General features: G+C 65.4%; 23 protein-coding genes and 1 pseudogene. 2 read left to right on the plus strand and 22 right to left on the minus strand.

What is annotated here, in order from left to right:
- The first annotated feature begins 129 nt into the window (after positions 1-129).
- The gene (locus MELE44368_RS26850) at positions 130-276 is read left to right on the plus strand and encodes a hypothetical protein (protein WP_206613698.1); all 147 of its coding nucleotides are present in this window, start codon (positions 130-132) and stop codon (positions 274-276) included.
- On the opposite strand, the gene MELE44368_RS05210 is transcribed toward MELE44368_RS26850, so the two are convergent.
- The 19 genes from MELE44368_RS05210 to MELE44368_RS05295 all read right to left on the minus strand — a co-directional run bounded on the left by MELE44368_RS05210 (position 251) and on the right by MELE44368_RS05295 (position 15,534).
- Positions 251-961, minus strand: a complete 711-nt coding sequence (locus tag MELE44368_RS05210; protein ID WP_128107521.1) for an 8-oxoguanine DNA glycosylase OGG fold protein — start codon at positions 959-961, stop codon at positions 251-253. The two genes, MELE44368_RS26850 and MELE44368_RS05210, sit on opposite strands and share 26 nt — an antisense overlap.
- Entirely contained in the window at positions 924-1,979 is a 1,056-nt protein-coding gene (locus MELE44368_RS05215; RefSeq protein WP_128107522.1) for an HNH endonuclease, read from the minus strand. Before MELE44368_RS05215 ends, MELE44368_RS05210 begins: the two co-directional genes overlap by 38 nt.
- Positions 1,980-2,072: 93 nt before the next feature.
- The gene (locus tag MELE44368_RS26855; RefSeq protein WP_206613688.1) at positions 2,073-2,747 is read right to left on the minus strand and encodes a hypothetical protein; all 675 of its coding nucleotides are present in this window, start codon (positions 2,745-2,747) and stop codon (positions 2,073-2,075) included.
- Positions 2,748-2,750: 3 nt separating this feature from the next.
- Positions 2,751-3,395 carry a hypothetical protein gene (locus MELE44368_RS26860; RefSeq protein ID WP_206613689.1) on the minus strand — a complete coding sequence of 215 codons (645 nt, stop codon included), beginning with the start codon at positions 3,393-3,395 and terminating at the stop codon, positions 2,751-2,753.
- Positions 3,396-3,459: 64 nt separating this feature from the next.
- Positions 3,460-5,004: a terminase large subunit domain-containing protein gene (locus MELE44368_RS05225; RefSeq protein WP_128107523.1), complete on the minus strand. Its 1,545-nt coding sequence runs from the start codon at positions 5,002-5,004 to the stop codon at positions 3,460-3,462.
- Between the two features lie 2 nt (positions 5,005-5,006).
- On the minus strand, positions 5,007-5,270 hold the full coding sequence (locus MELE44368_RS05230) for a hypothetical protein (protein WP_128107524.1): 264 nt from the start codon (positions 5,268-5,270) through the stop codon (positions 5,007-5,009).
- Positions 5,271-5,299: 29 nt separating this feature from the next.
- Positions 5,300-5,857 carry a M50 family metallopeptidase gene (locus MELE44368_RS05235; RefSeq protein WP_128107525.1) on the minus strand — a complete coding sequence of 186 codons (558 nt, stop codon included), beginning with the start codon at positions 5,855-5,857 and terminating at the stop codon, positions 5,300-5,302.
- Positions 5,857-6,186 (minus strand): hypothetical protein, encoded by a 330-nt coding sequence (locus tag MELE44368_RS05240; RefSeq protein ID WP_206613690.1) that lies wholly within the window; start codon positions 6,184-6,186, stop codon positions 5,857-5,859. Before MELE44368_RS05240 ends, MELE44368_RS05235 begins: the two co-directional genes overlap by 1 nt.
- Positions 6,183-6,989: a hypothetical protein gene (locus MELE44368_RS05245; RefSeq protein WP_128107526.1), complete on the minus strand. Its 807-nt coding sequence runs from the start codon at positions 6,987-6,989 to the stop codon at positions 6,183-6,185. The genes MELE44368_RS05240 and MELE44368_RS05245 overlap by 4 nt, the downstream gene beginning before the upstream one ends.
- An 11-nt stretch (positions 6,990-7,000) precedes the next feature.
- Positions 7,001-7,687, minus strand: coding sequence for a hypothetical protein (locus tag MELE44368_RS05250; protein WP_128107527.1), 687 nt, complete (start codon positions 7,685-7,687; stop codon positions 7,001-7,003).
- Positions 7,684-7,965 carry a hypothetical protein gene (locus MELE44368_RS05255; RefSeq protein WP_241566487.1) on the minus strand — a complete coding sequence of 94 codons (282 nt, stop codon included), beginning with the start codon at positions 7,963-7,965 and terminating at the stop codon, positions 7,684-7,686. Before MELE44368_RS05255 ends, MELE44368_RS05250 begins: the two co-directional genes overlap by 4 nt.
- 156 nt (positions 7,966-8,121) lie before the next feature.
- Positions 8,122-8,868, minus strand: a complete 747-nt coding sequence (locus tag MELE44368_RS05260; RefSeq protein ID WP_128107528.1) for a hypothetical protein — start codon at positions 8,866-8,868, stop codon at positions 8,122-8,124.
- Between the two features lie 109 nt (positions 8,869-8,977).
- Positions 8,978-9,565, minus strand: a complete 588-nt coding sequence (locus MELE44368_RS05265; protein WP_128107529.1) for a recombinase family protein — start codon at positions 9,563-9,565, stop codon at positions 8,978-8,980.
- Positions 9,566-9,704: 139 nt separating this feature from the next.
- Positions 9,705-10,250: a flagellar hook-length control protein gene (locus tag MELE44368_RS05270; protein ID WP_128107530.1), complete on the minus strand. Its 546-nt coding sequence runs from the start codon at positions 10,248-10,250 to the stop codon at positions 9,705-9,707.
- Positions 10,247-10,747, minus strand: coding sequence for a hypothetical protein (locus tag MELE44368_RS05275; RefSeq protein WP_128107531.1), 501 nt, complete (start codon positions 10,745-10,747; stop codon positions 10,247-10,249). The genes MELE44368_RS05270 and MELE44368_RS05275 overlap by 4 nt, the downstream gene beginning before the upstream one ends.
- Before the next feature lie 604 nt (positions 10,748-11,351).
- On the minus strand, positions 11,352-13,436 hold the full coding sequence (locus MELE44368_RS05280; protein WP_128107532.1) for a DNA primase family protein: 2,085 nt from the start codon (positions 13,434-13,436) through the stop codon (positions 11,352-11,354).
- Between the two features lie 113 nt (positions 13,437-13,549).
- Positions 13,550-13,789, minus strand: a complete 240-nt coding sequence (locus tag MELE44368_RS05285) for a helix-turn-helix transcriptional regulator (RefSeq protein WP_128107533.1) — start codon at positions 13,787-13,789, stop codon at positions 13,550-13,552.
- A 138-nt stretch (positions 13,790-13,927) separates the two neighbouring features.
- A complete protein-coding gene (locus tag MELE44368_RS05290; protein ID WP_128107534.1) occupies positions 13,928-14,149 on the minus strand; it encodes a MerR family transcriptional regulator in 222 nt (73 codons plus the stop codon).
- Positions 14,150-14,325: 176 nt separating this feature from the next.
- Entirely contained in the window at positions 14,326-15,534 is a 1,209-nt protein-coding gene (locus MELE44368_RS05295; RefSeq protein WP_128107535.1) for a tyrosine-type recombinase/integrase, read from the minus strand.
- Between the two features lie 423 nt (positions 15,535-15,957).
- On the opposite strand from MELE44368_RS05295, the gene MELE44368_RS05300 reads away from it, so the two are divergent.
- A complete protein-coding gene (locus MELE44368_RS05300) occupies positions 15,958-17,604 on the plus strand; it encodes an FAD-dependent oxidoreductase (protein WP_128107536.1) in 1,647 nt (548 codons plus the stop codon).
- A gap of 32 nt (positions 17,605-17,636) precedes the next feature.
- Here MELE44368_RS05300 and MELE44368_RS05305 read toward each other — a convergent pair whose 3' ends face one another.
- The 3 genes and pseudogenes from MELE44368_RS05305 to MELE44368_RS05315 all read right to left on the minus strand — a co-directional run bounded on the left by MELE44368_RS05305 (position 17,637) and on the right by MELE44368_RS05315 (position 20,658).
- Positions 17,637-19,088: a CotH kinase family protein gene (locus tag MELE44368_RS05305; RefSeq protein WP_128107537.1), complete on the minus strand. Its 1,452-nt coding sequence runs from the start codon at positions 19,086-19,088 to the stop codon at positions 17,637-17,639.
- Complete coding sequence (locus tag MELE44368_RS05310) at positions 19,088-19,765, minus strand: DUF4956 domain-containing protein (RefSeq protein WP_128107538.1); 678 nt, start codon at positions 19,763-19,765, stop codon at positions 19,088-19,090. The genes MELE44368_RS05305 and MELE44368_RS05310 overlap by 1 nt, the downstream gene beginning before the upstream one ends.
- Positions 19,762-20,658 (minus strand): annotated as a pseudogene (locus MELE44368_RS05315) (VTC domain-containing protein). Before MELE44368_RS05315 ends, MELE44368_RS05310 begins: the two are co-directional and overlap by 4 nt.
- Positions 20,659-20,719: the final 61 nt, after the last annotated feature.

Here is a 20,719-nt window from a genome sequence, read left to right on the forward strand (position 1 = left end):
ACTACTCTGGCTGTTCAGAGTGCCAATCCGCATTTCGCGTCGCCGCAGGTTCGAATCCTGCCGGGGGCACCAGTTCAACGCACATTTTTCTCGTTGGCGGGCAATTTACGGGCGATAAGGGGTCTAGCCATGACATCGGACGACTACCACGACTACCTCAAGAAGATCGTGGATGCCGCCCCGCCGCTCACCCCCGAGCAACGCGCCCGTCTCCGCGAACTGCTGCGCCCCGTAGCGATGCAGCCGCCCCTTAATCGAAACCGCGACCCTCGTTGAACAGATCGGCCTCGACTGCCGCAGGGTCGTTCGGGTTCTGTTCGTGGCAGTAGGTCAGGTAGCGGCGGTAAAGCTCGCTGGGCCAGTCGGCGTTGCCTGCCTTCGGGCCGAACACGCCGCGTTCGCGCAGTGCGGTAGCCACCCGCCTATCGAGAATCAGGGGGCGCAGCTCGGCACCCGCGTCGCGGTAGCCGGTGAAGAATAGGTACTTCGTGAAGTACGCCGGACCCATGAATTTCGTCTGATTAGAGCCACCCGCCAGCATTGACTCGTAGGCCGCCACTGGCCCGTCGTCGGCGAGGATCGCCGCCGCCCGGCGCAGATTCATCTCCACGGTGTCGGCGTTCGCAGTGAAGGCGCGGACCAGTCGGCCAATGGACATGCGAGCGGTGAAGCCGACGCCCCACACATAGGCGGCGACGGCGGTGTGAAGCTCGCGATGTTCGGATTCGATGGCTGCGATGTCGAATACGCCGCTCCGCGAAATCCAGCGATAACCGCCCGAGTCTGGCTCGGACTGGTCGAGCTGCAACGGCCAGAAGTACGCCAAGTCTCCGGTGAAGTAGCGCGTCCACCACGCCGACCGATACTTCGCCCAATTGTCGTAGGGCCGTACCTCCCCCGCGTCGGTGATGGCTTCGCCCGCATCAGTCATGCACTTGAGTGTGCGCGGACGCACGGACATCTCGGCGCAAAAGCACCGCTAGGTCGGTAGCAGCGGTTGATTGGTCCAGCAGCCCGCGCAACTCGTCCGGTGTGAGCCAGGGCGCACTGCGGTGAACCATCCGGTGACAGTTGGCGCAAAGCAGTATCAGATCGCTCAGCTTTGTTTTCGTCTCACCAGAAGCGTGCAGCGGCAGGGTGTGGTGGACTTCGATGTACTCGCGACCCCGTTCGCCATAGATTGCCTCGAAGTCGAAACCACATACTTCGCACCCGACGCGTGGATGTTTCTTGAGGAAGTCGGCAATCTTCTTACGCCGCAGGTTCTTATCGCGCTCCCGCACGAAGTGCCGCCGTTGAAGCAAGCGCCCCTCGTGTGCCTCGTCGTCCTCCTCGTCTATTGGCGTTACGAGCTGCTCGACGCTGTCGTTTGCGATGGCTCGCCGCAGTTCCTCGGCGATCCCATGCATGTAGGCCGGGTCGTCAAGAAACTCTTGAAGCACTTCCTCGTCTATAGCGCCGCCCTTGGTAGGTTGCCCGGTGTAGTCAGGGTGGTGGGTAGCGATATCCACTGTCTTCCGAGCGACTCCGTTTGGGTTGCGGAAGGTGTCACTCCGGACCTCGATCGGGTGAAACGGCAATCGTTGCAGTAGGGCTGATAGCTCGATGACTCGCGGGTCTTCGGCTGTCATGTACTGCCAGGCGTTCTGCGCAACGAGATCGCACGCGAGGATCACCTCGTCGCGGACCCAGGGCGGCGATCGTTTCGGCGGAACGTGAAAGCCGAGTTGACGCAGTTGCCGCACGACGGTTGCTTCTCCACCGCTGAACTCGTCCGCATGGAGCGGTTGACCACCCGGCAAGTAGCTATGCGCTGCGCCAGCGATCGCTTTCGAGTCGTACTGCTTGCCATCACGGATCACGAAGTAGTCCTTGGCCGGACCGAAGCCGTACTTGACGAGGAAAGCGTCACGGCCCACCTCGTCGTACTCGTCGATCGCTGCGTTCACCGCTGCTGCGGTCAGGTCCGCCAGTGCCATGCCGCAGACGATAGCGCGGGTGTCCGACAGCAACCTCCTACATACGAAACATGATGAGTCGAGCGTCGGTCCAACGATTAGAGCGTGAGTCGCTTACTCTTCTTCTTCTTCTTCAGCTTCGGCCCAGGTATCAGCGATTTCGGTTGGAAGGTCGATACTTTCGAGCAGCTCCTTCTTGTCTTGCTGATTGAGCCAAATCAAAAAGCTTCTATCGACCACGTTCAGACGACGATGTGATTGATCGTAATCGAACACGATGGGGGTCATCCGGTGTTGAACCTGAAGATTGGCAAACGCCGACAAAGCCTGTGAGATGTTGCCAGGGTTCAGACTTCCTCCACGCGGGTGATACTTCTTGAGCATCCGATTGATATGGCGCAACTCAAGACCCTTTTCGTGGCTCGTGACCGGCGTCATGACTATCGGCAGTAAGAGCCAGCGGTACATCTGTAGCTCGGTGGCGCCAAAGCCCTGAGCGAAACTGACGAGGAACTCCATGTATCGTGCCGACTGTTTGTCCACGACACTCTTTATGAGAGCCTTGGCATTGGGCGACACCCTTCGATGGTCTCGCAGCGTTTCGAACACTCCGGCCTCGGTCAGTGCCGTGTAGCACGTCTCCTGGACAACGTAAATGCTGTCGTAGGACTCTTCGATCAGCTCGTTCTTGAAGTCGTCACTAAACTCGACATTGAGCATGGCTTCACCCTTGGATACCGCTTCCAGCAGTTCGTCCTTGGTCCATTTGTCGGCATTTATTGTCGTCACTCGTCAGGTCAGATCACCGTTGTACTGAATCAGCCGATTCTCTTGGAGCCATACTCCGACAATTATGAATGTATACTTCGAGTTTTCGTGGAAAGCCTTGAGACTCACAGCGAATTGCCGCTGTGTTTCGTCGGGCAGGTAATGGAAGTCTTCTAGAACAATCCATCCTTTGAAGCCCACCTTATTCAAGGCCGTGATTATGTCGTTGACATCTGCTGGATCGAGTTCTAAGGCGACTTCGGTAGTCTCACTGCTTTTGGAAGCGACGGCATCAGCACCGATTTCGGTCTCTGCACCGCTTCCGAGAAAAGCGGCCTTCAGCTTTGCTTTTGCACTGATCTTTACTTCGCCTGATATCGCCTTCTTGGTCGTCTGTTCGACCGTATACCCCACCTGCTTCAGCAGGGAGGCCATTAGCTGGGCTAGGGTCCAAGAATTGGCGCATGTGAGTACGGTGTATTCGTCCGGTTTTAGATGGTGCTTGCGGAGCGAGGTCTTGCCTTGCTTGGAGCTGCCGTAAATAACCAAGTGCTTATCGCGCGTCAGATTTTCGACAAGTTCATCATCTACGCTCGGCCGGTACGAGTAGTTGAGCGGCTCATCCCTGCTGATGCCGAACACCTCTGAAGTCTTGAACACCTTCGCCATGCACACCATCGTTCACTCGCGGCGCTGTCTTGGGGCGGCACGACACGCACACCACGTCGACCCATCAAGACCAACCTCCGCGGCCAGCCCGCGCCGCCGGGCAATTGGCGATACGACGCGCCATCCAATCGGGTGGTGCGATGCGGCGTACGCCGAGTCGGCGTTCCAAGTCGAGAGGACTGACTAGTGTCCACTGCTGCCCCGCTGCGTGCGTGACTACGTCGTGGGCGACCACCAGCGCGGCCAGCGCGTCGGGCTGATGCTGATGTTGCTGCCAATGCACCGCAGCTTGCTCAAGGGAGGGCAGATGACCCGCGATCCGCACGGTGCCCGTCTCAAGGGCTTGCAGCAGCGCCGAGCTGCGGGCGATCGCGTCGCCGCCGCCGCGACCGCTGCCCTTCGGGGGCCATGCGGTGACGCGAACGGGCCGGTCGAGCTTGTAGCGGCGCAGCGCGTCGTTGACCACCCGCTGATACGTCTCGCGGGCGGCGAAACTCTCGACGGCGATCTCCGACGCCCCGACGTCGACCGCCAGCTCGACAGCCGCCCGCGCCCAGGCGTCCGAGGTCATCGGCGCACTGACGTCGGCGATCACCGCCACGACGCCGTCGCGGGTCAGCGACGCGGCCACGATCCCGCAGGCATCACCCGAGCCGCTGTCGCTCGGGTCGACGCCCACCACGGTCATGCTGGGCGCACTCGGCGCTGCCGGTAGCCGCCACTGGTCGAGCCACTCGCGTTTGATCAGCCCGCCCTCGGGCGCGGCGGGAACGCCCTCGTACAGAGCGAACCACGCCCGTTCGCCCGATGTGCGACGCGCAGCCGCGTAGTGATCGGCGGTGAAGCCCAGCGCCGAGGTCATCGCGACGCCGGGTGCGCGGCCCAGCGCGTCGGGGATGCCCGCCTCGGCGACGGCGGGAATGTTCGTGTGTCGCCACACTTCCGGCTCGCTGTCGAGCAGTTCCCCCGCAAGATCGCGCTCATGCCAGCGCGTCATCACCAGAAGCACCGACGCGCCGGGATGCAGCCGGGTCGCCAGCGTCGAGCGGTACTCGTTGACCACCCGACGGCGGTGCGCGGCGCTGTCGGCCTCGGCGGCGTCCTTCACCGGGTCGTCAATGATCATCAGCCCGCTGGCACCGAATCCGGTCGCCCCGCTGTTGATGCCGGTCGCGAGCAGCCCGCCTGCGTGCCCGTCGACCCGCCAGCGACTCACCGCCGTCTTGTCGGGCGACAGCCGGATGCCGAGGAACTCGCTGTGCTCGTTGATGATCCGACGCGCTTCGCGGCTGTGTTCCTGCGCCAGCTCGTCGCTGTAGCTGACGACCATGATTTGCATGTTGGGGTCGCGCATCAGCGCCCAGACCACGGTCCAGATCGCCAGCAGCCGAGACTTGCCGGTGCGCGGCGGCGTCGACACGATGTCGCGGTGATCCGGCTCGGTCACCGAGCGCACCGCAAGATCACTCAGCAGCCGAATAGTCGGTGTAACAACGAATTTCGGATCGAGCCGGCACGCCAGCTCGGCGGGCGAGGACGGTCGGCGTTGTGCCCGCACCGCCCGCAGGGCGCGGGCGGCGGTCAGCGTGGTGATGGGGTCGGCGGTCATGGTCACGCAGCCCTTTGTCGGTGTTGCTTGGGGTTGAATCCGGCTTCGGCTGCGGTCCACAGATCGGCTCGCCGCCACTGGTGCCCGCAGCCGTCGCATTGATACCGGCAGATGACGTACTTGCCGCCGCGCCAGGTGACCGAGGTCGGCTCGGTCAGCGAGGCCAGGCGAACCCGGCTGTCGGCCCAGAGACCGAGCGGATTGCAGCGCGGGCAGTAGTCGGGCAGAAACTCGATGCTCTCGGGGCGGCGGTCGGTGATCGTCATTGTGGCTCGTCTCTCGGTGTTGCCCGGCGTCAGGCGATGTGCTTGCGCTTTCGGCGCGGCTCGACGGGCGGCACGTCCCGCAACCCAGCGCGGATGTTGGCGAGTTGCACGCTGCCCGGCCCGCCGCCGTCGGTGATGCCCAGCGCCGCACAGACGTCGGCGTGGGTCGCCTCGCCGTCGCGGTGCAGCTTCTGCGCCACGCGCACAACGCCGGGCCAGCAGCGCGTCAGCAGGCCGGTGAGCCGCTGATCGACGGCCTGCGTCCCGCCGCTGGCGAGCAGTGCGCGGTCGTCGTGCTGGGCTGCCGTGGCGAGCACGTCGTAGATTTCGCGCTGCGTGGGCCGCTTACCGGCCCGCCACCGCGCCTGCGCCCACGGACCCGCGTAGACGGTCGACGCCCAACTGCCGTCGGGCACGTCGTCATGCACGGTCTTGCCAGTCACGCCCCACACTCGGCTGTCGGCGACGGCAGCGGTGTGGATGCGACCGCCGAGCAGCGCCGCCGCGACCGCGTGCCCGGCCTCATGCACGCAGGTTTCAAGGTGTTGCCGTTCGTGTGGGGTCAGGTCGGTCAGACGCAGTGTCATCAATCGGTGTCCTCTCGGTTGTCGTAGAAGATCGGCGTCGAGACGGCGAGACCCGCACCCATGCCGCCGTCCCGACGCCGACCATCGGCAGCACTGATCGGAGTCATATCGGTGCCGCCGCCGGGGTAGGCCGTCATGGTGTTGCGGCCCTTGGCGATCCGCTGCTCTCGGTTCCTGCGGTCGTAGGCGTCGGCCTTGGCCGCAGCCTTATCGAGATAACGGTCGACGCAGGCTCGGCACCGCCAGCCGTGCTTGCTGCCCTTGTAGGTCAGGCAGGGACCGCCGCAATCCCAGCAGACGGCGACGGTGTCGGCGAGTGCGGCGGTCATGGCGTCACCGTCACAGCGGCGACGACCGCCTCGACGCCGACGACGAACGAACGCTCGGCGATCGCGGCGAACGTGTTGTGCCGCTCGTCAATCGCCTTGCGCAGCGTCGGCTGATCACGCCACCCGTAGGGCTGGCTCGTCGCGACGAGGGTGTCGCCGAGGCCGTCCACGTACCCGCCGCCGACGACGACGGTGTGCCCTCCCGGCGACTTGAGCACCGCGCCGTTGCGCTTGAACAGGTCGGGGTCGGTGGCGACCCACTGCGCCCCGACGTGGATGAACCCGGTCGTATTGGTCTGCGCGAGCACGCCCTCGATGTAGCCCACGGCGAGCCGCAGCGTCACCGCCGTCTCGATGCCGCCGGGCAGCGCCGCTGCCTCGGTGAGCAGCCGGGCGGCGAACTCGCGCTCGACGGCGGTCTGCTCTTGCAGCCGCAGAATCTGTTGTGCCCGCTGGCGCACCTCGGCCTGCGAGGGCGCGGTCAGGTCGCACTGGTCGTAAGCCCACACGGTCATCGGCGCGAACGGGTCGAGGTTGTCGGGCCGGTCGCCTTCCTTGCGCTGGCCGACCGTCGCCGGGTCGGGCGGCGGGCACCACTCGGCATCCCAGACGCCGGAAGCGTCTTCGCCGCCGTAGTTGCCCGCGCTGCGCACCTCGACGCCGGAATCGAGCCAGCGCAGCGGCCCGGTCTCATCGGCCCACTGCGTCGCCGCGAACAGCCCGTTAGGCGCGGGGTTGAGCAGCGGCGCGTCGAAGCGCACCGGCAGCATGTCGGTGTAGATGGTCGGGGTCGGGGCTGTCATCGCGGCGTCTCCTATGCGTCGATGCCCAGCGCCGCCAGTTCGGCGCGAGCCTTGTCGGTGTCGGTCATCGGGGCGGGGCGGCTGCGCTCGGCCCGGCTGCGGTCGGCGCGGTCGAGCAGCCGGTCGAGCGACAGCGCGGCGGCGTCAAGGACACGCAGCGCCGCTTCCACGCGCTCGGACGCCGTTCGTGTGCCGCGAGTGCTGCCCGGCGGCATCGCTTGGGCCAGAACGTCGCTCAGCGGCGCGGTGTGCGGCTGCACCAGCGCGACCAGCGTCGCGGGCCAGTCTCCCGACGCGAGCGCGTGGTCGCCGATCTCGGGCAGCGCGGGCCGCTCGGCGAGGTCGACCAGTGCGCGAACCGAGCGGCCCCGCTTGTCGTAGGACAGGTGCGCGGTCTTGCGCCGGGCGTCGCGCTCGGCGATCAGTCCGACGGCGACATGGGCAAGCTCATGGGCAGCGGCGACCAGCGCGTCGACTTCGCGCCAGCACGCGCCCGGTCGCGGCAGATCGGCGACCCGGCGGGCCAGCGGCTCGCAGATCGCCGCGACCTCGGCAGCGACGTCGAACGTGCCGGTGTAGTGGTTGGGCAGATACACCCGGCGACGCCGCCGCTGCTCGTCCTGCGAGTGGACCGGCGCGGGCTGCGGGCGCTGCCCGGCCCCGGCGGCAGGCGTGTTGTTGCGGGCCGCGATCGTCACCGGGCAACCGCCTCGCGGTTGCCATGCTGCTCGATCACGGTCAGCAGGCTGTGCGCCTCGTCGTCGCTGATGTGCAACTCTCGGACGAGCGTCGCGTGCATACGCCAGAAGCTGAGCGCAGCCCGGCACTCATCGACACGCGGCCCGCTGGTCTCGCCACGCGAGGCCAGAACGCCGAGCCGGGCACGCCACGATTCCATCGTGCGGTCGCTCCATCGCAGGCGCGGCGGCTCGCGTCCCTGCTCGACTGTGCTGCTGTCAGTGGCTGCTTGCGTCATGCCGCCAGTATGGCACTTTAGCGTGCAAGCCGCTTACGAGAGAGGTTGCAGCACAGAGTATTTCGCCGACAGCGTCGTATTAGTGACTGCGGTCGGCGCAGGTCGATTCATGTTGTCGCGCACAAGCTGTAGACGCGATCTGTGGGCGGACTCGAATCACACCGAGCCGTCGCCGTCCTGATCGGTGAAGTCGCCGAGAATGATTTGGCTGCGGTTGGGGTCATCGCTGTCGTAGAGGCTGACCAAGATTGCTCGCGCAGGTGCGGTGTCGTTCACCCATTCCCACTTGCGGAACCTCGCCCCATCCTCGGCTATACCTTCCTCGTCGCCCGAATACCGGCGGTCCATACCGCTGATCGAGTCGAAATCCCATTCCGTGTTCACATACCGTTCGGCGTCATCGAAGCTCAGCGGAACGTCCCACATCTCCATGACGTCGCCGCCGTCGCCGTCCTCGGAGTTCTTGGTGGCCCTCAAGATCGACCCGCTCGGCAGGTGCAGACCCTTCACTGTGGGTGATTGCGGTCCCGGTTCGGGCGCGGCGCTAGTGCTGTCCGAGCCTTCTGCCATGCCCCTCGCAGCCACCATGGGCATCTCAGCGCACGCGGCCTCGTACTTCGGCAGCAGCTTGTCTTCCTGTTCATCGGTGAGACCGAGTGTGTCGAGGGTGTCAGCGTTCACGGCCTTCGGATTGAACGCACATGCCATCAGCGGCCCGGCAAACCGATCGGAGACATCGTCGGTTGACGCGCTGGCGGGAACCAACTCCATGTCGTCAATCGCGGTGTATAGAGCAACCATCGCGGGTGCTGACTTCAACATGTCGGCTTGCTCGGACTTCCACTGCTGTAACCAAGGACTGTTCCGGTGCTCATCTTCGTCGCTGGAACAGCCGACCAGCACCGTGGCAAGGGCCGCACCGAGGACGACCGCATGTCTGAACATCATTCGTGGTTATCACAAGACAACCCGACGGCGTCGGGAAACTCACTTGCTCAATTGGGCGGGAACGTCAGCTTTTCTCGGCGAGCGTGCGATACAGCGTCGCCCGGCTGACGCCGAGCGTCTCGGCGATCACCGGCATCGGCTCGCCGTTGGCCCGCAGCGTCTCGGCTTGCCTGATCTGTCCCGGCGTCAGCTTGCGCGGTCTGCCGATTGGCAGGTCGCGGGCTTTGCGCGACGCCTTGGCCGCTGCCCGGCGCTCGCGGCCAAGCTCAAGCTCAAGCTCGGCGAGCGAGGCGAGCACGCCCGCGATCATGCGCCCGGTCGCGTTCGACGTGTCGATGCCCTCGCGCAGTGAGCGGATGACGATGCCGCGCTCGTTGAGATCGCGAATCGTCAGCATGACCTCGGCGGCGTTGCGCCCGAGCCTGTCGATCCCGGCGACGACGATCGTGTCGCCGGGCCGGGCGTGATCGAGCAGCGCGGCCAGGCCGGGCCGCTGCTCGCGGGTCGATGTGCCGGTGAGCTTGTCGCTCCACATGCGGTCGACGCCTACGGCGTTGAGCGCGTCGGTCTGCGCGTCGAGGGACTGGTGGCCGGTGCTGACTCGGGCGTAGCCGAGTAGCTGACCGGCGGCTGATGCTGTCGCGGTCGTCATGCGCCGAGTCTATCTCATAAGTCGATGAGACATTGTTTTAATACGCGACAACTTTCGAGACTCACGACTACGGAGAATGTTGCACCCAAACGTGACTCCGACCTGTGTCGCGGAACTAAAGAATTGAGACAGCCTCGGCTCAGTAGACCGTCGGCAGTCCGCGACCACGCGCCGCGACGCGGTGCGCCGGAACCTGTCGGCCGTCGGCGAGCGTGACCGTCGCCGGGGCGGTGCCCGCGCAGCCGCAGCCGTCGTCGGTCCTCGATGCGTCGAGCGCGGGCTGCGTCTCCACGTCGCCCGGCTGGTCGATGTCGACGTCGGGGTCGGCGTCGAGCGCGTCGCTTTCGGGGCTGAGCGCCTCGCTGACGGCCGAAACGGCCTCGGGCGGGTCAGTGGCAGGGTCAGCCGTGCTCGACGGCTCAGCGTCGCGGTGACGCAGCGCCGCAGCCCACTCGTTGAGTTCGTCGGCGCTCACGCCGCCGAGTGCGAGCACCTGCCGGGCGACGTCGAGCTGCAACGGCCACAGCGGGTCGTCTTGTCCGACAACGTCGCTGAACAGCCGGCCCAGCTCGGTCACGGCCTGCTGTTCCAACGCCGCCGGGTCGATCTTGCCCTCGGCGGCGTCGCGGGCGACCGACATCGCCGCCGTGACGATGTCGGCTTCGTTGTTGACGGTGCGCGTCATTCGACTACCTCCGCGTCGAGGATCGGTGCGGCGGGCAGCGACTGCTGCCGCCGTTCGTTGAGCGAGGCGAGCAGGTCGGCCTCGGCGCGGGCGATGATCGCGGTCGGGTCGGCGCTCACGTTGACGTCGAGCTGGCCGCGCTCGGGCGCATAGGTGCCCGTCAGCTTGGCGAGCTGGTCACCGTTGCGGGCCAGCTCGCGGTTGAGCGCGACCAGCTTGTCGTCGTCGGTGTCGATGAAGGCTGCGGCGAACCGCTCACCGAGCACCCGTTGGCGCAGCCGCACACTCTCGACTTGCTCGCGGTGAGTGACCTCGGCGGGGTCGCGGCACTCGCGGGCGACGTGCGCCTTGACTGCCGCCTGAGCGGCACCGACCGACCTGTAGTCGAGTCTGCGCATGATCTCGCGCCACGACCAGTGCGCCGAGCGCAGCGAGAACGCCTCGGCGGCTCGGGCGCGGCTGTCGGCTCGGGACAGACCCTTGGTTGGACCGGGCATACCTATCTTGTACCAAACATTTCGTGCCGACAGAGTCGGTGAACTCGGTTGCGGCAGGCCATGTTTCGGAAACGGAGCGGGAGCGACGCCGAGGGATCAGGCGCGGTGCGGGTGAGGGGGAGCTGCGGGACAGCGGCTCATAACCGGCACAACGCGCAGAACACACGGAAAGCGTTCTCTATATAGAGATTTCTCCCCCTTCTCCCCGTCAACCTAGTTTCTGCTGTTATGTCTGTTATGTGTGTTTTGGGTAGGTGAAAGGGAGTCCGAAAACACCACACAGCCAGCACTTACAGTCACCGCGCCACATCCCCCGGTGTCGCGTCGCCGAGGTGGTTATGACCCGGTTATGTGCCGCATATAACCGCTTTGAGCGCGTGAACGGCGCCGACACTGTCGCCGTTCTGCCCGGCTCAGCGCCTGCACCGCACATCCGCACCGCCCCTGCTGATCGGTTATAACCGCCTGCCCGAGCGCATAACTGACCGCCACAACAGGGTCATAACCGACTTCGCCCGGCACGGTGTCACGGCGTCTCGACCGAGATATGAGTGCGCCCCGCGCCCATGTGTAGGACGCGGGGCGCGTCCCCGTCAGTCGCGTGTCAGGCCGCGCCGTCGCGGCCCCACGGATCACCGTCGGCGATCTCGGTGCTGACGGTGCGCTCGACGGTCTGGCCGAAACGGTCGCGGTCGGCGTAGCGCGTCTCGGCACGCTTGATCCCCCACACCACACGCGGCCCTTTGAACTTCTGGCCCGGCTTGATCTGACCATCGCCGATCGACTTGAGCGACCGCCGGAAAGCCGCCTTGCTGGTGCGCTCACCCGACTTGTTCTCAGCCGCCCACTTCCCCCACACGCGAAACAGCGCATCCTGATCGACGCAGTCCTCGGCGGTGCCGATCTCGCAGCACTCGGCGACGAACTGGCGCACGTTGGACATGGCGACGGCAGCGTCGTCGTACAGCTCGTCGGCGTTCTTGCTCAAGGTGAACTGACCGTCTGCGGCGTTGAGCTTCGCCAGACCCTCGACGGCCCAGCGCAGCACCAGTCCCAGCTCGTTGGCGATAATCCGCTTGGCGAGGCCGGGATCGGTGCCCTCGGCCCCGCGCTTGAACGACCGCGATGTCTCCAAGATCAGCATCCGGTCGACCAGCGCACCCGCGTGATCGGACAGCTTCGGCATCTCGTTGGCGCTGCCGTGAAACCGCACTGGCAGGTGGTCTTTGACCGAACCTTTGTACTTGCGCGGGATGTCGACGGTGTCGCCGCCGATGATCGCCAGCAGGCGGCTCGTCGCCAGATTGGAGTCGCGAGTGCCGAACCGCATGTCGCTCATCACCGCCAGCGTCGCGCCCGTCTCGTAGGGATGTTGCAGCCCAAACTGGCTGTTGAGCGCGTCGAGGCCAAGCTCGGTGACAACGCCGACCAGAGCCTCAAGCACTGCCGTGACGAGCGACTTCGCGCTGCCGGGCGGGCCGAAGACCCACATGAACTTGTGCAGGTCGGTGCGCCCCGACAGCACATAGCCGAACCACTGTTGAAGGCAGGCGATCGCGCCGGGGTCGTCGTGCCACTGCGCGTCGAGCACACGCAGCCAGTCGTGTGCGGTGGTGGGGTCGGCGGCGTGGTCGTAGTCAGCCTCGATCCGGCTCAGGCTGAACCACAGCGGGGTGTTCGGCAGCAGACGGCCAGACTCGACGTCGAGCACGCCTTTGCGCACCAGCGCCCAGGTGCCGCCGCTGTAGACGTTGTGCTGCTGGCCCCATCGGTCGGGCAGTTCTCGGGCGCGGGTGCCCGTCCCGACGTTAAGTTCGTCGGCCAGCGCATCCTCAACATTCGCCAGCGTGCGGGTATCGGGATTCCACCATTTGAGCGAGTATTCGTCGCCGCCCTTGAGCTGGCGCGTCTTGACGTACCACAGCCTGCCGAGCACGCCGCGCAGTTGCGCACGCATCCACTCGGGGTCGGTGCGGGGGACCCAACGCGGCGGGTCGGTCGCGGTGAGCCGGGTGTAGTGATACCACGTCTGGTCGACGCGGATCAGCGTGCGCATGTAGGCGCGGCGGCGGCGGCGCTTGTTGCTTTCGTAGCCATCGGGCAGCGGCAGGCGGTGGGTGTACTTAGTGCGGACCAGCCAGCGGGCAACCGCTGTGGGCGACTGCGGCGGCGCGATGACATCGCCCGCAATCACCTTCTGCTGTTCGTGGGGTTCAAGCAGATCGAACACCGACTCGGGCACGCCGTTGATGCGTTTGTCGCCCGCGCCAGCGGCAGCGTTGAGGTCGGGGTCAGCCACCAGCGCGGCGCGTGCCAGCTCGACCTCGGGGTCGATGCCGTCGCCGCCGTTGCGCAGGTCGGCCTCGGCGAACTCACGCATCTGCTGTCGCGTGGGGATGCTGACGCCGACTTCGGCCAGCTTCTCAACGATCGCGTGCTCGGTGACCGGGATCGCCAGCAACTCATCGACATACGGGTTGGTCGTCTGCTTGCCTGTCGCGGGGTCGATCGGGTCGCGACCGTGGCCGAGGGTGTTGCGGTGCCACTCGACAACGATGCCGCCGACGTCGTCGCCGAGCAGATCGCGCACGCGCACGGCCCAATTGCTGCCGCTCTGCGCGACTGCGTATGTGCCGCTGATGTGAGCGGCGGTCATCTGATCGGTGCCGACGTCGCTGGTATTCTTCACGGTGTTCCCTTCGGTCGGGTTTCTCTCGGCCCTCGGAGGGGCCGACTCTCTGGCTCGGAGTCGCTCTCGGTGATCGGTGATGCCGCTCGCGCAAGCGGGCGGCATTGCTGCATCTAGGTGACAGTCGCTTTCGCTTGCTGCTCAGCCGATCTCGGCGGCGTGATCGTGTTCTCGGCGATCCACGCCTCAAGGTCAGCGGCCCGGTAGAACACCCGACCGCCGAGCTTGAGATAGCGGGGGCCGTCGCCGCGATGGCGTTCGACAGCGAGGGCGTTCTCGGAGACGTGCCGGTACGCCGCGATGTCCTTGGCGGTGAAGATCGCGTCGGGGTTGGCGAAGGTGACTGCGGTCATCGGTGCGCCTCACTTCCTGCAAATGTTGGCCTGTGTCTCGACGTTACGCGGCGAGTGTGCAGAGCCGGCAGTTCTGCGACGCAGTCGCATTTGTTGTGCGCGTGCATGATTCGGCGTTCTATCGACGAAACCGCCTACTCATCGCGCAGCCTCGATCTCAGCGAGGATGACCGGTTTGAACAACGCATCGACGTCGGCGATCTTCACGCGGATCGCGCTGCCGGGCTTGTCGCTGATGCGGTAGGCGGGCAGCTCGCCGCTGGCGACCTTCTCGCGAAGCGAGAACACCGAGAAGCCGGTGCGCACGGCGGCGTCTTTCAGCGAAATGAAATGTGGTGTGGCGGTTGACCTGGCACTCACTGTGTTACTCCGTCGTCTGGTGACGATCCCCACGGCGTGTGAGTATGAGTGCGATTGTGAGTGTGAGTTGGTCGGGGGCTATGACCGTAGCGACCAGCATAGCGTAGGCAGAGCACGGCTGCGTATAGCTATCACCAGATCAGCGAGAACCGCTGCTATTGAGCCCCAATTCACAACTACGACGAAGTCGGCGAACTACCAACATCTTTCGGCGCACGGTCATCCAGCGCGGCCAACGCCGACAGTCGGTCGGCGAGCGCAGCCGCACGCCCTTCGGCGACGTGCTGATACCGCATGGCCGTGTTGGGCGACGTGTGGCCCAACCGGGCCATTAGCTCGCGCAGCGTCGCGCCGGTCTGGGCGTAGAGCACGCCTGCGCAGTGCCGCAGATCGTGGAAGTGCAACTGCGGTTTGCCGATTGCGTCACGCGCAGCTTCCCACGCCGAGCGGAACCGCTTCTCGCCCGCGAACGACCCGGTGCTCGGCTCGGTGAATAGCAGCGCGTCATCGGCGTCCGCGACGTGGCGCTGTAGATGCTCCACGACGGCGGGCCGCACATGCGGCGGCACCGCCACCGCCCGGCGCGACTCGGGCGTTTTGGTCGGCCCGACTTCGTAACGGCCATCCCGGTACGTCACCGCTCGCTCGACGCGCACCATCGAGCCGTCTACGGCGACGTCGCAGCGGCGCAGCGCGAATATCTCGCCCTTGCGCAGCCCGCACCACCCCGCGAGCACCACCGTCAGTCGTAAATCGTCGGGCATCTTGTCGGCCAGCTCGGTGAGCGCGGCGGCGTCGAGCAGCACGACGCTGCGCTTCGTCTGCTTCACCTGCGCTGCGCCCTTGATCCGGCAAGGGTTGCGCTCGACCAGCTCGTCGGCGACGGCGGTGTTGAAGATTGCGTTGAGCAAAGCGTAAGCCTTGGCGTTGCGCGATTCGTGCTCGCTGCCCAGCCCGGCGAACCACGTCCGCACGGTCTCGGGCGTGATCTCGGCCAGTGCGTGATCGCCGAGCGCCGGAATGATCAGGCTGTCGAGCTGGGACTGATAGAGATCGCGCGTGCGCCGGGCCAGCTTCGTCTTGTTGTCGAGCCATGTCGTGCTGTAGCTGTGCAGCGTCAGCTTCTCGGCCTGTCGGCGGGCGGCACGCTCAGCGGGCGGTGCCCAGGTGCCGGGATTGCGCCGGTCCAGCTCGATCAGCTCGCGCTCGTCCTCAAGCCACGCGACCGCGCTCGACTTCGTCGGAAACGTCGCGGGCGCGTTGTAGACGACCCCGTTGTGCAGATACCCGGCTTGCCACCGCCCGCTCGCCCGCTGACGCAGTCGCCCGAACTGACGCCGGGTGCGCTCGCCGACGGGCTTCGTGGGCGACTTCGGACGTGGCATGGCCGTCTCCTATTTGGGCAACAAGCGGGCAATAGCGAATCTAAACCATCAGCACAGAACCTCACACAGCCTCAAGGGTTATTTCTGCTGCTCACGCAGCTCAGAGCCGCTTTTTGCTGCTCACGCTGCACAAACGATTGTAGCCGTCAGCTACTTCGAATCCTGCCGGGGGCACAACACCGAAAACCGGCCGTGACGAGGCGAGGTAGGCCACTTCCCACCGCCATGGCGGCGGGGGCACAGCCATCCTTCAACCATCTCGGTCGTTCGCTGTCACGTCGGATTCTTTATTCGCCCTCGTCAGGCGTCGTCGTCACCAGATTTGGGACCAATCTGCCGAAAATCCCAATACATGCTACTCAGTAGGTTAGTTTCGGCCTCGGGTCCGGCCAAAGTCGGCTGGTCTGGGACGGAAGGTGGAAGATGCTGGAGAGTGCAACAACCGTCGAACCATACGATCTGGTGGCAGTGGGCTCAGGTGCTGGCGGCCTCACCGCCGCGATCACGGTGGCTGAACACGGCGGCCGCGCGATCGTCGTGGAGAAGGACTCGTGTCTAGGTGGCGTGACGGCCCTGTCGGTCGGTCAGATCTGGTTGGGGGCGAACTCGCTTGCTGCCGAGGCCGGGATCGCAGACAGCGTGGATGACGCGGTCGCCTATCTCGACTTCCTGGCGGGCGACCTGGGTGACCGCGAGTTGCGCCGGCGCTATATCGAAGATGGGTCGGAAGCCATCGACTTCCTGTACCAGAAGATCGGAATTCAGCTCTCCGTCATTCGGCGTCACCCCGACTACTGGTACCCGAAGGGGACTGGATCCAAGGCGGAGGGCCGGTACTTGGAGGTCGCGACGTATGACCGGGAGCAACTTGGCCCGCTGGCGGAGAAGTTCAGGAAAGTAAATCCGTATGGCACCGATCTGATCAACACCGCAGACGTCGTCGAGGCTGACCTCGATGCAAGCAAAATCGAAGAAGCCATCAGGATTCACCAAAAGCGCGATGAACTGTGCGGTGGGGCGGCCCTTGCCGCCAGCCTTGTCGCCGCTGCCGCCGCGAGGGGAGTCCAACTTCGCACCGACACGCGCGCCGTCCGGATCGTCACGGATGGCGAAGGGCGAGTTGCGGGGGTCGAGGTCGAAGATCCGCAGGGTTCCGCGGTGATCCCCACCCGCGCTGTGCTGCTCGCAACCGGTGGATACGACTGGAACCCCGGGTTCGTCCAGACGTTCGAGCACAAGCCGTCGTTGCCGAGCATGGCGCCGCGAACTATCGAGGGCGACCATCTGATGATGGCCAGCGAGATCGGCGGCTGGGTGGATTCTGGACGGCCTTCGAGTACACCGTTGAACCTGGGCTTCCAGGTTCCCGGCGCCGAATATGACGGGAAGCCTCTCTACGAGAATATGGCCTCGCTGCGCCCCGGCGCGATCATCGTCAACGCCCGGGGGAAGCGATTTGCCGACGAGTCATTCTACCCGGATGTCAACGGCGCATACAACAACTTCGACGGCGGCGAGCAGAGGATGAGCAACAGTCCGGCGTGGCTGGTCTTCGATGCTAAGTACCTGCGTAACTACGGCTTTCAGACCTACCAGACGCTCAGGCCGGGAGAAGCCCTCCCCGGGGGAGTGGGCAACGTGGGCAAGGATCTGCCGGAGTTGGCCGTCGCCGCGGGGATCGACGCTTCCGGACTCGTTGAGACGGTGGAGCGCTTCAACGCCTTCTGCGCTCAGGGCGTTGACGAGGACTTCGGGCGGGGGACCATCCCATGGAGCCGGATGTATATGGGGGACTTGAGAGTTCAGCCGAACCCGCTGCTAGGACCGCTCACCGAAGGTCCGTTCTATGCCATCAAACTCACCCCGGTCGGCACGTCGATCGTCAGCGCGGGACTGAAGGTGGACGCCGCGGGACGGGTGCTGAACGCCCGCGGAGGAACGGTGCCCGGCCTCTATGCGGCCGGAAACGCAGCAGCCCGTTCCGACGTCGTCGGCTACCAGAGTGGCATTGCCAATATGAAGGGGATCCAACTGGGATACGTGGCGGGCCGAGACATCATGAAGGCCTGAGTTGTGCACGCTGAAGCACATCGGGGATCTCCTCAACGCCCTCCCCCGGCGACGGTTGAGCGCGCCCGGGCCAGTGCCGCGGCCCGGGCGGACAGCCACTTGTGCAGCGTATTCCGTTGCTCGGCAATCTTTTCGGTACTGAGTCCGGCGGTCACCGGCACCGTCTCGGCGATGTCGTCCAGCAGCGCGAGCGCCTGCCCGTCGGCGTAGATGGCGTCATAGAGCTCCCGGTACGCGGTGTCGTAGACCTCTTTGAAGGCCGCGCGGCCAGGAACCGTTCCTTGAGGATGTTGCCGCCGGGCTGCATCCCGTCCGGCGGGGCCCATCCCGGTGGGCGGTTCGAAGCCCGGCGGCGGTTTCAGCTCCAGCTTGTCGTGCGGGCCGAGGCCGGGATCGGCCATCATCATGGCCATATTCAGGTCCCAGGACAGCACCCGGAACCTCCGGTCGGCCAGGTCGTACCAGAGGTAGTAGTTCTGGCCCGGACCGGCCATGTCGTCGGCGTTGACCAACAGGTTCTGGGTGGCGGCGTAGCACGCCAGCGATTCGAGGTCCACCCACTCACCTAGGCCGCGGGCGAATTCCTCGTCGTCGGCGCCGTTCAGCCACTCCAGGAAGTTGATCAGCGGCTGCAGGTTCCCGGTGTCGGCGGCGTTGATCTGCTTGAACTGCTCGGCATACGCCGACTGGTCGGGCCCACGGTACTCCAACTTGGACTTGACTCGGGCCTTGTACAGATAGCCGTCGGAGTCCAACAGGCCGTTGGCGTAGCCCTCATCGGGATGCTCGAGCACCAACCGGGTGGTGGTGTTGCCGTTGATCGAATAGGTGACGTAGCTGTAGCGCTGGGTGGGCTGGCCCGTCATCGCGGTCAGCGACAGCGCCTCGTTGAGCACCGGTGCGCCGGGGCGCACCGAGAGCTCGGTCCGACCTTGATAGCCACGGCCCTCGGCGTTCTCGTCGAAACTGACCAGCAGCGGCAGCGACGTCGGGTCGTCCGCGGACACCTTGGCCATTCCCGGGAACTCCCGCGGCGGCCCGCCACCCGGGGGCCCGCCGGGTCCGGGGCCGGGGCCACCGGAGCCGGTGCGCCCCTCCCCCGGCTTGGCTCCGAAGTAGATGCCGCGCAGGCCCATCAACGTCGAATTGCCCTTGATCCGCACGGCGACATCGCCGATGGCGGTGCCGTCGATGGTGACGTCGGCACTCACCCACTTCTTGTCGCCGTCGGCCTTGAATTGGGCGACGATATCGTCGTACTCGGCCTCGCTGAGCTCGATGGTCAGCTCGTGCGGAACCGTGGGATCGAACAGATCGACTGTGCCGGCGATGTTCTCGGTGATCACCGAGGTGATCACCGTCGGGTCACCGGTGATGTAGGGACGGATCCGGGCCTCGCCGAACACCAGTGCCACCACGGCGACGAAGGCGACGAACCCGGCCACCCACTTCCAGTGCTGGCACAGCCGGCGCGGCAACCGCATCAGATGTCGGTCTGGTCGTAGCCGGTCAGCACGGTCACCCGCTGGCCGGTGTTCACCGCGCTCAGCGCCGCGATCAGCTCGCTGCTCTTCTTGTTCTTCTTCAGCTGGGCGGTGTAGTACAGCTCGTTCAGCGCCCCGCTACGCACTGATTCGGTTGAGACCAGCTCGAATTCGGAGCAGAACTGGATCAGGGTGTCCTCGACGCGGTCGGTGAACTCGGGGTCCGGCGGCACCTGCACCTTGACCACCTGGCGCTTGACGTCCAGCTTGAACATGTTGAACTTGTTCATGATCACCAGCACCAGGCAGATGGCGATGGTCGCGGCGACGGCCAGCGCGTAGAACCGGGTGCCGGTCGTCATGCCGATCGCCATCACCAAGAAGACGAACCCGACGTCGCGGGTTTCCTTGATGGCGTTGCGGAATCGGATCACCGACAGCGCACCGACCAAGGCGAAGGCGCGGGCGATGTTGGAGCCGACGACCAGCATGATCACCGACACCACCATCCCGACCAGCACCAGGGTCTGCACATAGGACTGGCTGTAGGAGACGTTCTTGTGGGTGTAGCGGTAGACCCAGCCGATGATCATCGACAGCACCAACGACAACGCCAGCGACGCGATCACATCGAAGGTGCTGAAGATTCCGCTGAGGTCCTGCAGATTGATGGTCATTGGTGATCTCCTGATCGAACTAGCGGGTCGGGCATCGCAAGTTCCGGGGCGCCCAGCGTGGAGCGCGGGGCCAGGCCGAAGGCCTGCACCGATTAGCAGTACTTCGAGATCCGCACCACGGACATGTCGGTGCGGGCCAGCAGGTCGGTGATCCAGTAGGGCACCCGTTGGTTGGCCTTGACCTCCACGACCGCCAGCTTGGGCGGGATGATGAAGCGGTTCTCGGCGCCGGAGTCGAACCGGAAGTCGCGGTCGCGGCCGTGCACCTTGTGGTCGATGGTCACCCGCAGCCCTAGGTCGGCGTCCCGGCCGATGAAGGCCTCGCGCAGGTAGCCGGTGGTGACGACGGGACGCAGATCCAGGTTCTGCACCAGGGTGCTCACCTCGTTGACGAATCCCTGCTGGGCCGGCGCGCAGTCCGGTTCGATCCGGTGGTCCAGCCAGTTCAGCGCCACCGCGTAGGGCAGTTCGATGCGCCGTTTCTGGGTCACCCGGTTGACCCGCTGCTTGATCTCGATCTGCACCGGGGTCTCGTCGGTGGAAGCCTCGGGTGCGCCGTACAGCCGCACCCGCAGGTGCGCCGGAACCGCAGGCCCTCAATCTTCTCCCAGTAGAACCGCAGGTCGGCGGTGTCGTAATAGACCGAGGTGACCGGGTAGCCGCCGTGCGGCGAGTACGGATTCGGTGTCCATGTGCCGGGCGAGTTCGGCGCGCAACTCCGGGACGCGCAGCTCGTCGACCAGGTATTTGATCTCGTACCGGTTGAAGGCGTGCATCTTGCTCGCCGTCTGTGCGTACCCGGCGGGCCGGGTGGGCACGTCCTCGAAGGCGGTCGCCCCGGCGTCCGTGTCGGTCGCCACCTCGGGGCGCCTGCGCCGCAGCCGTCCGAACACGCCCGATCCCGTCTTCTCTGCCGTCTCGATTTCGATGACTAGTAGAGCTAACAGGATGAAC

Origin of the sequence: Mycolicibacterium elephantis DSM 44368 (assembly GCF_004014805.1) — a bacterium.
GTDB lineage: Bacteria > Actinomycetota > Actinomycetes > Mycobacteriales > Mycobacteriaceae > Mycobacterium > Mycobacterium elephantis.